Genomic DNA, 12,680 nt, shown 5'->3' on the forward strand with positions numbered 1-12,680 from the left:
CCGCCCTGGTCTCGATGGCCGGCGGCCATGGGTCTGCCCTCCGGGCCCGTCAGGGCATGTTCTTCATCATCTCGGGCGACATGGGCATCATGTTCGTGTTGAGATGATGCATGACCCAGAACGAGCCGGCCAGCATGATCGCGACGATGATCAGCGTGAAGATCAGCGCCATGATCGTCCAGCCGCCTTCCGAACGCGCGTTCATGTGCAGGAAGCAGACCATGTGCACGACGATCTGGACGGCTGCGAAGATCATGATCAGCACGGCCGTGACGAGCTTGTTCTCGAACACCTCGCCCATGACCAGCCAGAAGGGAATGGCGGTCAGGATGGCGGCGAGGACGAAGCCGATCAGGTAGGTCCTGAGCGAGCCGTGGCCGGCATCGTGCCCGTGGCTGTGGCCATGGTGGACGTTGTGGGCGTCTTCGTGGGCGGGTGCGTGGGCTTGCGGGCTCATCCGAGAACTCCCATCAGGTAGACGAAGGAAAAGACGCCGATCCAGACGACATCGAGGAAGTGCCAGAACATCGACAGGCACATCAGCCGGCGGCGGTTCTCCGGAATGAGACCGTGCATCCTCACCTGCACCATCAGCGTGACGAGCCAGATGATGCCGAAGGTGACGTGCAGGCCGTGGGTGCCGACGAGCACGAAGAACGACGACAGGAAGGCGCTGCGGCCGGGGCCGGCGCCCTCATGGATCAGGTGATAGAACTCGTAGAGCTCCAGCCCGAGGAAGGCCAGGCCGAAGAGTCCGGTCACGCCGAGCCAGAAGATCGTCTCCATCTTGGCGTTGCGCTCCATCTGGAGCATGGCGAAGCCGTAGGTGATCGACGAGAACAGCAGCATCGCCGTGTTGATGGCGACGAGCGACAGGTCGAAGAGATCGGCAGGCGAAGGGCCGGCCGCATAGTTGCGGCCGAGCACGCCGTGCGTGGCGAACAGCACGGCGAAGATGAGGCAGTCGCTCATCAGGTAGATCCAGAAGCCCAGCATGGTGCTGCCTTCGGGATGGTGGTCCTCTTCCAGGTAGAACTGGGGCGCTTCGGTTTCTTGGAGTGCTTCGTTGCTCATGTCAGGTCCGCTCCGCCAGCAGCTCGGAGCGCGCGTCCTCTGTTGCCGTTACCGTCTCGGCGGGGATGTAGAAGTCCCGGTTGTAGTTGAAGGTGTGGGCGATCGACACGCCGACGATGGCGACGAAGGAGGCGATCGCGAGCCACCACATGTACCAGATCAGGCCGAAGGCGAGCGCGATGCTGAGACCGGCCAGGATCACGCCCGTCCCGGTGTTCTTCGGCATGTGGATCGGCTTGAAGCCGCCGAGCGGGCGCTCGTAGCCGCGGTTCTTCATGTCGTACCAGCTGTCGTGATCGTGCACGACCGGGGTGAAGGCGAAGTTGTAGTCGGGCGGCGGCGAGGAGGTCGACCACTCGAGCGTGCGGCCGTTCCACGGGTCGCCGGTGAAGTCGCGCAACTGGTCGCGCCTGAGGTAGCTGACGACGAGCTGGACGATGAAGGAGGCGATGCCGAGCGCGATCAGGAAGGCGCCGAAGGCGGCGATGATGAACCAGATCCGCAGCGAGGGGTCCTCGAACTGCGAAACGCGGCGGGTGACGCCCATCAGGCCGAGTACGTAGAGCGGCATGAAGGCGAAGAAGAAGCCGATCTGCCAGAACCAGAAGCTCATCTTGCCCCAGAAGGGATCGAGCTTGTAGCCGAAGGCCTTGGGCCACCAGTAGACCACACCCGCCATCAGGCCGAACACGACGCCGCCGATGATGACGTTGTGGAAGTGCGCGATCAGGAACAGCGAGTTGTGCAGCACGAAGTCTGCCGGCGGGACGGCGAGGAGAACGCCGGTCATGCCGCCGATCACGAAGGTGAACATGAAGCCGACCGTCCAGTACATCGGCACTTCGTAGCGGATGCGGCCGCGATACATGGTGAAGAGCCAGTTGAACATCTTCGCCCCCGTCGGGATCGAGATGATCATGGTGGTGATGCCGAAGAAGGCATTCACCGACGCACCGGACCCCATGGTGAAGAAGTGGTGCAGCCAGACGAGGTAGGACAGGATCATGATCACGCAGGTCGCGTAGACCATCGAGGCATAGCCGAACAGGCGCTTGCCGCAGAAGGTGGCGACGACTTCGGAGAAGATGCCGAAGGCCGGCAGCACGAGGATGTAGACCTCCGGATGGCCCCAGATCCAGATGAGGTTGACGTACATCATCGGATTGCCACCAAGGTCGTTGGTGAAGAAGTTCGTGCCGGCGTAGCGGTCGAGCGAGAGCAAGGCGAGCGTCGCCGTCAGGATCGGGAAGGTGGCGACGATCAGGATGTTGGTGCAGAGCGACGTCCAGGTGAAGATCGGCATCTTCATGAAGGTCATGCCCGGTGCGCGCATCTTCACGATCGTGGCGATCAGGTTGATGCCCGACAGCGTCGTGCCCACGCCTGCGACCTGCAGGCCCCAGATGTAGTAGTCGACGCCGACGCCGGGACTGTAGTCGGCGCCCGACAGCGGCGGATAGGCGAGCCAGCCGGTGCGGGCGAACTCACCGACGAACAGCGACATCATGATGATGATGGCGCCGGCGGTCGTCATCCAGAACGAAAAGTTGTTCAGGAACGGGAAGGAGACGTCGCGGGCGCCGATCTGCAGCGGCACGACGTAGTTCATCAGGCCGGTCACGAAGGGCATGGCCATGAAGAAGATCATGATCACGCCGTGGGCGGTGAAGACCTGGTCGTAGTGATGCGGGTTGAGATAGCCCTCGCTGCCGTTGAAGGCCCAAGCCTGCTGGATGCGCATCATGATCGCATCGGCAAAGCCGCGCAGAAGCATGACCAGCGCCAGCACCACGTACATGATGCCGATCTTCTTGTGGTCGACGCTGGTGAACCATTCCTTCCAGAGGTAGCCCCAGAGCTTGAACTTGGTGACCAGTGCGAGCAGGGCGATGCCGCCGAGCGCGACCGCGATGAAGGTCACCACGAGGATGGGCTCGTGATAGGGGATGGCCTCCCAGGTAAGCCTCCCGAAGATGAATTGCGTCAGAGTAGTGTTGCCGAACATCGATCTGTCCAAATTCTCTAGAAATGCAGCCTCAGGGCTGCGCACTGTCGTTGGTGTTCAGTTGCGCCGGGGCCGGCCCGTCCTGGCCGTCCTGCGGCATGGAATGGCCCTGGTGCATGTCATGGTTCATGTTGTGGTTCATGTCGTGAGGCGCGGGCGCGCCGCTTTCGTCCATGCCTTCGGCCGGTTCCTCGCTGCGGGGAGCGTTGCCGGTGGCGGGATGGGTCGCACCGGGGGCTTCCTCGTTGGCGTGGCGATTGTCGTATTCCAGCTTCTGGCGGTTCTCGTGGCTTTCGACGCCGGCGCCGCCCATCATGTCGACATGCATCATCTCGCTCATGCACATCTGGCCGGGGCGAACGCACATGTTGAGAATGGCCTGGAAGAGCCCGTCATCGACGGTGGCGAAGTAGCGGACCGGGTCCTTGATGCTCGGCTTTTCGAGCTTGAGGTAGGTGTCGCGGTTCAGGGCGGTGCCGTTCTGCCTGACGCGGGCCACCCATTCGTCGAAGCCGCCCTGCTGCAGGCCGTGGAAGCGGAAGCGCATGTGCGAGAAGCCGTCGCCGCTGTAGTTGGCCGACAGGCCCTCGAAGTCGCCTTCCTTGTTGATGACGGCGTGAAGCTGGGTCTGCATGCCGGGCATCGCATAGATCATGCCGGCAAGGGCGGGGACGTAGAAGGAGTTCATCACCGAGGAGGCGGTGATCTTGAACTGGATCGGTACGTCGACCGGGGCCGCCATCTCGTTGACGGTGGCGATGCCGTATTCGGGGTAGAAGAACAGCCATTTCCAGTCCAGCGCCACCACTTCGACCACCAGCGGCTTGGTCTCGGCCGGAAGGGGGCGCTCGGCGTCGATCCGGTCGAGCGGGCGGTAGGGATCGAGCTTGTGGGTGCTGATCCAGGTGATCGCGCCGAGTGCGATGATGATCGCCAGCGGCGCCGACCAGATCACCACCTCGAGGCCGGTCGAGTGATGCCATTCGGGGTCGTACGTGGCGTCGGTATTGGAGTGGCGATAGCGCCAGGCGAAGAAGAAGATCAGGAAGACGACCGGAACGATGATCAGGAGCATCAGGAAGGTCGAGACGAGAATCAGGTCCTTCTGCTGCATGGCAATGTCGCCCGATGGCGACATGACGACCATGTTGCATCCGGAAAGTGCCAAAAGGGGCAGGAGGGCCAACAGGCCTGCCGCGGACTTGAACTTAATGGACATTTCGGACTCGAATTTGCGTTTGTCTAAGTTTTGACTACTCGCGCAGGAGCGCCGGGGGAAATGGGTTCATTTGTCGCAGTGCAGCAATCTGTCGCGTTGCACAAGGGGCGCCGAGGCACTTTAGCAGACGTATACGCATGCTCCCAGACGGGTCCGAAAAGGCGGCAAACGGGCACTGCGAAATTTTTGTTTGCGCATTTTCTTGATCTCGCCGGGGGTTTGATCAACATTCCCAAGAGGCGCATTATCGCCAGGAGGATGAACGACATGGCAACGGTTGCCAACCCCACATCGAGAGGCCTTGAAGCCGACGCCCGGCGCTTCCATGGAGACAAGCCCGTTTCGCCCGGCAGCGTCGCCATCGGTGTGATCATCGGCCGCATGTCGGAGTTCTTCGATTTCTTCGTCTACGGCATCGGCTCCGTGCTCGTCTTCCCCAAGCTCATCTTCCCCTTCGCGCCCAATGCGGTCGCAGCGACGATGATGTCGTTTGCGATCTTCCCGCTGGCCTTCATCGCCCGCCCGGTCGGCTCGTTCATCTTCATGTGGATCGACCGGAACTACGGACGCGGGACGAAGCTGACGGTGGCCCTCGTCATCCTCGGCGGATCGACGGCCTCGATCGCGTTCCTGCCGGGCTACGAATCGATCGGATACTGGGCGGTCGCGCTCCTGGCGCTGTTCCGGCTGGGGCAGGGGTTCGCGCTCGGCGGCGCCTGGGACGGTCTCGCCTCGCTCATGAACCTCAACGCCCCGCCCAACCATCGCGGCTGGTATGCGATGATCCCGCAGCTCGGCGCGCCGATCGGCTTTGCGCTGGCGAGCGTGCTGTTCGGCTATCTCATCTCCAACATGTCCGAACAGGACTTCCTCGACTGGGGCTGGCGCTATCCGTTCTTCGTGGCCTTCGCCATCAACGTGGTGGCGCTGTTCGCGCGCCTGCGCATCGTCGGCAGCAAGGAGTTCGGCACGGCGATGGAGGCCCAGGAGCTGGAGGCACGGCCGATCTTCGAAATGCTGAGCAAGCATGCGCGCGACGTCGTGCTCGGGGCCTTCGTGCCGCTCGCAAGCTTCGCGATGTTCCATCTGGTGACGATCTTCCCCTTGAGCTGGGTCACGCTGAACGGCGGGCAGTCGCCGGCGGAGTTCCTGTTCGTGCAGGTGATCGGAGCGGCGGTCGGCCTCATCGGCATCGTGCTTTCGGGCGTGATCGCCGACCGGATCGGGCGACGCAGCCAGCTGATGATCGGCGCGATCGTCATCGCCATCTTCTCGTTCTCCGCCCCGTTCCTGCTGGATGCCGGCGGCAAGGGGCAGGACGCCTTCATCATCATCGGCTTCGGTATCCTCGGCCTGTCCTTCGGCCAGGCTTCCGGCGTGATGTCCTCGCGCTTCGGCCAGTACTATCGCTACACCGGCGCCGCACTCACCTCCGATCTCGCCTGGCTGGTGGGCGCCGCCTTCGCGCCGCTGGTGGCGCTGGGGCTCGCCACCAATTTCGGCATCATCTTCATCGGCGGCTACCTGATCTCGGGCGCGATCTGCACGCTCGTCGTCCTCGCCGTCAGCCGGGTGCTGGACCAGAGCCGCGACGAACAGGAACCGGCGGGGCACTGAGGCGGGCCTCCGGCTGGAACATGCAAAAAGGCCCGCGCAACGGTCGTTGCGCGGGCCATTTTCTGTCGGTGCGGCGATCAGGAGATGCCGTCGAGCGTCGCAAGCGGGGTGTAGAGTTCCGGCCGCCGGTCGCGGAACAGCCCCCAGGCCCGACGCTGGCGTTCGATCGCGTCGAGGTCGAAGGTCGCCGTCAGCACGGTTTCGGTGTCCCGGTCGGCTTCGGCCACTTTCGCCCCGGTCTGGTCGGCGATGAAGGACGAGCCGTAGAAGGTGATCGAGGTTCCGTTACGCCCGGCCTCGGTGCCGATGCGGTTGGAGGCGACCACCGGCATCAGGTTTGCGGCGGCATGGCCCTGCATTACCCGCTGCCAGTGGGCGGCGCTGTCGATCGACGGATCCTGCGGCTCGCTGCCGATCGCGGTCGGATAAAGCAGGATCTCGGCGCCCAGAAGCGCCATGGCGCGGGCGGCTTCGGGAAACCACTGGTCCCAGCAGATGCCGCAGCCGATCGTGCCGAAGCGGGTCTTCCAGACCCTGAAGCCGGTATCGCCGGGGGAGAAGTAGAACTTCTCGGTATAGCCGGGGCCGTCGGGAATGTGGCTCTTGCGGTAGTTTCCGAGCACAGCGCCGTCGGCATCGACGACGGCCAGAGAGTTGAAATGGGCCTTGCCGGCCTTTTCGAAGTAGCTGACCGGCAGGACGACGCCGAGTTCGGCGGCCAGCCGGGCGAAATGCGCGATCAGCGGATTTTCCGCAAAGGGCTTCGCCAGGTCGAAGAACTGCGCGTCCTGGTCCTGGCAGAAATAGGGCGCCTCGAACAGTTCCTGGACGAGCACGATGTTTGCGCCCTGTGCGGCTGCCGTGCGAACGAGCCTTTCCGCCCGTTCGACGTTGGCCGGCCTGTCCCAGGTGCAGGCCATCTGCGTGGCGGCGACGGTGACGGTGCGCATGGTCTGTCCTTTGGCTTCCTGTTTCATCGCAGTGTCGTTGTCGCAAAACCGCTGCACGTTTTTGCGCGAAATGCTTCAGGCCTCGTGGGTGATGCGGCCGTCGCAGATGGTCGTCACCGGACGGATGGCGGCAAAATCCGCAGGGGCGGTCGCCTCGATGTCGCCCGACAGGACGACGATGTCGGCGAGGTAGCCTTCCTTCAGCAGGCCCTTGCGGTCCTCCATGAATTCCAGCCAGGCGCCGGTGCTCGTATAGGCGGCGAGCGTTTGTGCAAGCGACAGCCGCTGGTCAGGGTCGCCCTCCCGCCACGGTGTGCGGACCATGGCGTCGCGAATGCAGCTCATCGGGTCGAGCGGCGAGACCGGCCAGTCGGTGCCGAAGACGATCGCAGCACCCGCGTTCACCAGCGTCTTCCAGGCGAAGGCGAGCGGCCAGCGCGCCTCGCCGATGAAGCCGAGATAGGGCTCCAGCGGCAGGCCGGCGCTGCCGGGTGGATGGGTCGGCTGCATGGAGGCGACGGTGCCGAGTTCGGCGAAGCGGGGAATGTCGTCCGGGTGCACCACCTCGATATGCTCGATGCGGTTGCGGCTGTCGCGCCTGCCGTTCGCCCTGATCGCCGCCTCGTAGCCGTTCAGCACCATGCGCACCGCGCCGTCGCCGATCGCATGCACGGCGACCGGCAGGCGCAGCCGGTCGGCCTCGACGGCGATCGCGTCGAACTGCTCCTGGGAAAACAGCGGCTCGCCCTTCCAGCCCGGCTTGTGGGCATAGTCGTCGACGAAGACGGCGGTCTCGCCCTCGGTGACGCCGTCCATGAACATCTTGACGAAGTCGCAGCGCAGCCGGTCGCCGGAGAATTCCTCGCGCCATTGCGCCGCCTTTTCCCCAAGGTCGGAAAGCGGCATGAAGTTCTTCATGTGAAAGGGCATGCGAACGCGCACCGGCAGGCCGCCGGCCTTCTCGATCTCGGCGAGCAGTTCGAGCTGGTAGTGGTTGCCGTCCATGTTCTGCAAGGAGGTGATGCCGAGCGAGGCGACGTAGGCGAGGCCCTGCCTGAGCACGGCGATGTCGCTGGCCCGGTCTTCGGCGGTGACGTGCTCGGGCTCGCCGCCGGTGCCGATGCCGAGCATCTCGCGACCACCTGTTTCTCCAAGGGCCGCCACCGGGCGGATGGCATTGCTCTCGCGCAGCTCGCCGTTCGCAAGCCCGTCCTCGCCCATGACGATCTCGTTGCCGATCCCGACGTCGCGGCCCTCGATGATGCCGGCTTTTTCCAGCGCGATCGTGTTGGCCCAGGCGGTGTGGTGGTCGGGGGCGACGACCAGGAGCGGCCGATCGGGCAGGATGCGGTCGAGCACGTGGCGGGTCAGCCGCTCGTCGTCGGAGAGGACGGAGTAGTCGGCGTGCTGGGCGATCAGCAGGGGACGCTGCGGATACTCGCCAGCATAGGTGCGGACCGCCTTCTCCAGGGCGGCGTAGCCCTTGACCTTGTAGAGCGACAGTTCGCTGAGTTCGACGGAGCCCGGGAAGATGTGCATGTGGGATTCGTTTAAACCCGGCAGCACGGTTCCACCCTTCGCGTCGATCATGCGGGTGGCGGGGCCCGCATGGGCGAGCACGTCCGCTTCCGCGCCGACGGCGAGAATGCGGTTTCCGGCGACCGCGATCGCGGTTGCGCGGGGCCTCGCCTCGTCCATGGTGAGGACGCGCGCGTTGCGGATGATGAGATCAGCCTTCGTCTGCATGGGATCTCCTGCCCGGTCAGAGGTCCATCCGGCACAGCGTCCGGAAGAAGGTGAAGATGTCGTGGTTGTCCTCGTCGCCGAGCGGGTCGTCCTGCGAGGACAGCTTGACGATCACGGTCTCGGTGGAGGGATCGACATAGAGCCACTGGCCGTGGATGCCGATCGCGCAATATGCGCCGTCCGCCTCTCCCGACTGGTACCACTGGCTGCGGTAGCGCCCGTTCGGCAGGTCGACGTTGCGGCCCTCCTGCCATGCCTGGCGGTCGCCGTTCTGCGTCATGTCGGCGATCCAGGCCTCGGGCACGATCTGCCTGCCGCCGACCGCGCCGCCGGTGCGGATCAGTTCGCCGATGCGGGCGAGGTCGCGCGCGGTCACGCACATGCCGCCGGCGGTGCGGGGCGTGCCGATGGCGTCGACGGTGATGTAGCCGCCGTTCCTGGCGCCCAGCGGCTGCCAGACGAGCGCCTCGAACAGGTCGGAAAACCGTGCGCCGGTCACGCGCTCGATGATGGTGCCGAGCAGGTCGGAATTCGGCGAGGCATAGGAAAACGGGCCGCCATGCGGGCCGTCGCCCTTCTTCAGCGTCAGCAGGAAGGCGGCCAGCGTCTCCGGCGTCTCGCCCGGCATGGGCGGGTTCCAGAGCATGGCGCGACGATAGCGCGCGAAGGCGCTCTTCGGATCGAGATAGGCTTCCTCGAAATCGAGGCTGATGCGCATGTCCAGCACGTCGCGGTAGCGGCTGTCGCCATAGGCGCCGCCCTTGGCCTCCGGCAGGTAGTGGGAAACGGGACGGTCGGGATCGATGGCGCCCTCGGCCTCGAGGATGCCCGACAAAAGCGCCGTCAGCGACTTGGAGATCGAAAAGACGATGTGGCGGGCGTTGACGCCGGAATGGGGGGCGTAGTGTTCGAGGACGACGCGGCCGCCACGCATGACGAGGAAGCCGTCGGTCTGCGCCTTTTCCAGATAGGCGCGGATCGTGGCCGCCCCCTCGATCTCCGTCTTGAGCCGTGCGTCGAGCCGGTCGCAGCTGTCGAGCGCTTCTTCCGGTTCCGGCCGGCGGCTCTCGAAGGCGGCGGTCGGCACGAGGTCGCGCACGTTGTGGAAGGCCCAGCGGCTGAAGGGGGCGGTGCGCCAGTTCGCGAGCGTCACGTCGCTGCGGGCAAAGCCGTTCTCGTCCTTGAATGTCGGTATCATGGTGCATTGTCCGCAGACAGGCGCGGGAGCATTCACGCCCCCGCGTCCGCGGTCCTTTCGATTGTCCTGTCCGTTACTTCTGCAACTCGGTCCAGATCTTGGTGTAGAGCTCCTGGACTTCCGGCGGGCAGGCGAGGTTGAACTTGCCGGCGGCCTTGAGTTCTTCCGGGATGATGATCTCCGGCGCGGATTTCATGTCTTCCGGCATGAAGGCCTCGGATCCCTTGATGCCGTTGGCATAGCGGGCGAAGGCCGAGAGCATGGCGGCGTTTTCCGGATCCATGACGAAGTTCAGGAAGAGCTTGGCGTTGTCGACGTTCTTGGCGTCGGCCAGGATCGCGGCATTGTCCATCCAGATCGGATAGCCTTCCTTCGGATAGCCATAGAGGACGTCGGGGTTCTGCAGGCGCGAGCGGAAGGAGGCGCCGTTCCAGTTGGTGCCGGCCGCAAGATCGACCTTGGCGTATTTCTCGATGTTGCCGTAGTCCATCGAGATCCACTTCGGCTTGGCCGCGAGCAGGAGGTCGCGCGCCTTCTTCAGCACGGTCAGGTCGCCGGTGCAGGGCTCGCCGCCCGCATAGGTGACGACCATGTGCATGACGTCGGACATCTCGGGCAGGACGTTGACCTTGCCTGCGAGTTCGGGCGGCGGATCCAGGAAGATCGCCGACGTGTTGATGTCACCGGAATAGACGGACTTGTTGACGGTCACGCCGGTCGTGCCCCACTGCCAGGGAACGGAATATTTGCGGCCGGGATCGAAGGGCACGTCCACCCATTGCGGGTCGACGTTCTTGAAGTTCTCCATCTGGTCGGGGCGGGATTCCATGAGCAGACCTTCGGAGATGAAGGTCGGTATGGCGCTCGCCGAGGGAACGACGATGTCGAAGCCGTGGCCGCCCTGGCGGATCTTGGCAAGCGCCGTATCGTTGCTGTCGTAGTCGGTGATCGTCACCTTGACGTCGTAGGCTTCCTCGAACTTCTTGACCATCTCCGGGCTCGTGTAGTTGCCCCAGTTGAAGATGTTCAGTTCGCCGGCGGCAAAGGCGATGGCCGTCGAGGCCATGAGCCCTGTCGCGAAGGATGCTGCTCCCAGTATCGATTTCATGCTGCTCTCCTGTTGGACGTTATGGTTCGTCTTTCTGCGGTGTTCGGCTGATGAAGAAGAAGACGGTGACGATGGCGAACGACAGCATCAGGAACACCGTCGAGATCGCGTTCATCTCCGGGGTGACGACGCGGCGCAACTGGCCGAGCATGTAGGTCGGCAGCGTGTCCTGGCCGCCGGACTTGACGAATTCGGTGATGACAACGTCGTCCAGCGAGATGACGAAGGCGAGCATCAGGCCGGCGAGGATGCCGGGCCACAGGAGCGGCAGCGTCACGTAGCGGAAGGTCTTGTAGGGCGTGGCATAGAGATCGGCGGCCGCCCGCTCCAGCGACAGGTCCATGTTCTCCAGCCGCGCACGGATCGGCAGGTAGGCGAAGGGCACGCAGAAGGCGGCGTGCGCGGTGATGAGGTAGCCGAGGCCGGAATAGCCGGTCCAGACCTTGATCCGCGAGAACAGGATCAGGAGCGCCACGGCCGTGACGATCTCGGGCACCAGAAGGGGAATGTTCAGCATCGAATACTTGAAGGTCAGGCCGCGATAGGGCGCCGTCCGGGTGGTCGCAAGGGCTGCGAGCGTGGCGCAGGCGGTGGCGATGACGGCCGCGACCGAGGCGATCTGCAGCGAGCGGATCGAGGCGTCGATCACCTGCTGGTTCTGCCAGGCGCTCGCAAACCAGCGCAGCGACAAGCCTTCCCAGGTGGCGATCGAGGTGCCCTCGTTGAAGGCGTAGACCACCAGCGTGGCGATCGGCAGGTAGAGGATGAAGAAGCAGAGCATGGCGATCGTCGCAAAGCCCGGCTGCCGCTTGATCGAGAAGGTCCTCGCCGCATTCCTAGCCATGCGCGCCGCCTCCGGTCTTTCCGACGTTGCGGACGTAGAACAGGAGCGCGACCAGCACGATCGCGACCAACGTCACCGAGAGGGCCGCGCCGAGCGGCCAGTTGCGCCCCTGGCCGAACTGCAGTTCGATCAGGTTGCCGATCATCAGGTTCTTGCCGCCGCCGAGCACGCGCGGGATGACGTAGGACGACAGCGCCGGGATGAAGACGAGGATGGAGCCGGCGATCAGGCCGGGCTTCACCAGCGGCACGATCACCTTCGTCAGCACGTTCAGGCGCGAGGCATAGAGATCGTAGGCCGCCTCGACGAGGCGGAAATCCAGCTTCTCCAGGCTCGCATAGAGCGGCAGCACCATCAGCGGCAGGTGCACGTAGGTCATGCCGAGCAGGATGGCGAAATCGGTGAACAGCATCTGGATCGGGGCTGAGATGATGCCGAGCTTGATCAGCAGCGTGTTGACGAGGCCCTCGGTGCGGATCACCTCCTGGATCGCGAACGCCCGGATCAGCATGTTCGTCCAGAACGGGATGGTGATGACGAAGAGCCAGATCGAGCGGTTGTGCGGAGGGCGGGTCGCGATGAAATAGGCGGTCGGGAAGCCCAGGATCAGGCACAGCACGGTGGTGGCGAGCGCCACCCGGGTCGAGCGCCAGAAGATGCTGAAATGGGCCTCGGCCAGCGATACGGTGTCGTCGAAGATGTCACGGGAGAAGAAGACGTTGAACCAGCCGTCCGTGGAGAAGGCCCATTTCACGTCGCCGTAGCTGCCGGGCGCCAGGAAGGAATAGAGCACGACGATCAGGAGCGGCCCGGCGCTGGCGACCCCGATCAGGACGAGGGCAGGGGCGCTCAGGAACCAGCGGTCGCGGATATCCTTCCGGCGGAGCGTCTCGCTGACTTCTGCGGGGCTGACGCTCAT

General features: G+C 64.3%; 11 protein-coding genes. 1 reads left to right on the forward strand and 10 read right to left on the reverse strand.

The window, feature by feature from the left end:
* Positions 1-49 precede the first annotated feature (49 nt).
* The 4 genes from cyoD to cyoA are packed head-to-tail and all read right to left on the reverse strand — an operon-like array spanning position 50 to position 4,298.
* The gene (gene cyoD / locus LQK81_RS25305) at positions 50-457 is read right to left on the reverse strand and encodes a cytochrome o ubiquinol oxidase subunit IV (RefSeq protein ID WP_230809189.1); all 408 of its coding nucleotides are present in this window, start codon (positions 455-457) and stop codon (positions 50-52) included.
* Positions 454-1,074, reverse strand: a complete 621-nt coding sequence (gene cyoC, locus LQK81_RS25310) for a cytochrome o ubiquinol oxidase subunit III (RefSeq protein WP_230809190.1) — start codon at positions 1,072-1,074, stop codon at positions 454-456. Before cyoC ends, cyoD begins: the two co-directional genes overlap by 4 nt.
* A gap of 1 nt (position 1,075) precedes the next feature.
* Positions 1,076-3,079 (reverse strand): cytochrome o ubiquinol oxidase subunit I, encoded by a 2,004-nt coding sequence (gene cyoB, locus LQK81_RS25315; protein ID WP_230809191.1) that lies wholly within the window; start codon positions 3,077-3,079, stop codon positions 1,076-1,078.
* A 31-nt stretch (positions 3,080-3,110) separates the two neighbouring features.
* Positions 3,111-4,298 carry a ubiquinol oxidase subunit II gene (cyoA, locus tag LQK81_RS25320; RefSeq protein ID WP_230809192.1) on the reverse strand — a complete coding sequence of 396 codons (1,188 nt, stop codon included), beginning with the start codon at positions 4,296-4,298 and terminating at the stop codon, positions 3,111-3,113.
* Between the two features lie 267 nt (positions 4,299-4,565).
* Between cyoA and LQK81_RS25325 the strand changes: the two genes are divergently transcribed.
* Positions 4,566-5,915, forward strand: a complete 1,350-nt coding sequence (locus LQK81_RS25325) for an MFS transporter (RefSeq protein WP_230809193.1) — start codon at positions 4,566-4,568, stop codon at positions 5,913-5,915.
* Positions 5,916-5,992: 77 nt separating this feature from the next.
* Here the strand turns inward: LQK81_RS25325 and aguB are convergent, their stop codons facing one another.
* The 6 genes from aguB to LQK81_RS25355 all read right to left on the reverse strand — a co-directional run bounded on the left by aguB (position 5,993) and on the right by LQK81_RS25355 (position 12,680).
* Positions 5,993-6,865, reverse strand: a complete 873-nt coding sequence (gene aguB, locus LQK81_RS25330; protein WP_230809194.1) for an N-carbamoylputrescine amidase — start codon at positions 6,863-6,865, stop codon at positions 5,993-5,995.
* A 75-nt stretch (positions 6,866-6,940) separates the two neighbouring features.
* On the reverse strand, positions 6,941-8,611 hold the full coding sequence (locus LQK81_RS25335; protein WP_230809195.1) for an amidohydrolase: 1,671 nt from the start codon (positions 8,609-8,611) through the stop codon (positions 6,941-6,943).
* Between the two features lie 16 nt (positions 8,612-8,627).
* Positions 8,628-9,809: a serine hydrolase domain-containing protein gene (locus LQK81_RS25340; RefSeq protein ID WP_230809196.1), complete on the reverse strand. Its 1,182-nt coding sequence runs from the start codon at positions 9,807-9,809 to the stop codon at positions 8,628-8,630.
* Between the two features lie 73 nt (positions 9,810-9,882).
* Positions 9,883-10,917, reverse strand: coding sequence for an extracellular solute-binding protein (locus LQK81_RS25345; protein ID WP_230809197.1), 1,035 nt, complete (start codon positions 10,915-10,917; stop codon positions 9,883-9,885).
* A 19-nt stretch (positions 10,918-10,936) separates the two neighbouring features.
* Positions 10,937-11,761 (reverse strand): ABC transporter permease, encoded by an 825-nt coding sequence (locus LQK81_RS25350; protein WP_230809198.1) that lies wholly within the window; start codon positions 11,759-11,761, stop codon positions 10,937-10,939.
* Positions 11,754-12,680 carry an ABC transporter permease gene (locus LQK81_RS25355; RefSeq protein WP_230809199.1) on the reverse strand — a complete coding sequence of 309 codons (927 nt, stop codon included), beginning with the start codon at positions 12,678-12,680 and terminating at the stop codon, positions 11,754-11,756. Before LQK81_RS25355 ends, LQK81_RS25350 begins: the two co-directional genes overlap by 8 nt.

This window comes from Rhizobium sp. GN54, from assembly GCF_021026345.1.
Classification (GTDB): domain Bacteria; phylum Pseudomonadota; class Alphaproteobacteria; order Rhizobiales; family Rhizobiaceae; genus Mycoplana.

Bases quoted from the DNA above. Each gene is read 5' to 3' on its own strand.
- cyoB (WP_230809191.1), bottom strand. From the start codon at position 3,079: ATGTTCGGCAACACTACTCTGACGCAATTCATCTTCGGGAGGCTTACC.
- LQK81_RS25350 (WP_230809198.1), bottom strand. From the start codon at position 11,761: ATGGCTAGGAATGCGGCGAGGACCTTCTCGATCAAGCGGCAGCCGGGC.
- cyoC (WP_230809190.1), bottom strand. From the start codon at position 1,074: ATGAGCAACGAAGCACTCCAAGAAACCGAAGCGCCCCAGTTCTACCTG.
- LQK81_RS25345 (WP_230809197.1), bottom strand. From the start codon at position 10,917: ATGAAATCGATACTGGGAGCAGCATCCTTCGCGACAGGGCTCATGGCC.
- LQK81_RS25340 (WP_230809196.1), bottom strand. From the start codon at position 9,809: ATGATACCGACATTCAAGGACGAGAACGGCTTTGCCCGCAGCGACGTG.
- cyoD (WP_230809189.1), bottom strand. From the start codon at position 457: ATGAGCCCGCAAGCCCACGCACCCGCCCACGAAGACGCCCACAACGTC.
- LQK81_RS25325 (WP_230809193.1), top strand. From the start codon at position 4,566: ATGGCAACGGTTGCCAACCCCACATCGAGAGGCCTTGAAGCCGACGCC.
- LQK81_RS25355 (WP_230809199.1), bottom strand. From the start codon at position 12,680: ATGAGCGTCAGCCCCGCAGAAGTCAGCGAGACGCTCCGCCGGAAGGAT.
- cyoA (WP_230809192.1), bottom strand. From the start codon at position 4,298: ATGTCCATTAAGTTCAAGTCCGCGGCAGGCCTGTTGGCCCTCCTGCCC.
- aguB (WP_230809194.1), bottom strand. From the start codon at position 6,865: ATGCGCACCGTCACCGTCGCCGCCACGCAGATGGCCTGCACCTGGGAC.
- LQK81_RS25335 (WP_230809195.1), bottom strand. From the start codon at position 8,611: ATGCAGACGAAGGCTGATCTCATCATCCGCAACGCGCGCGTCCTCACC.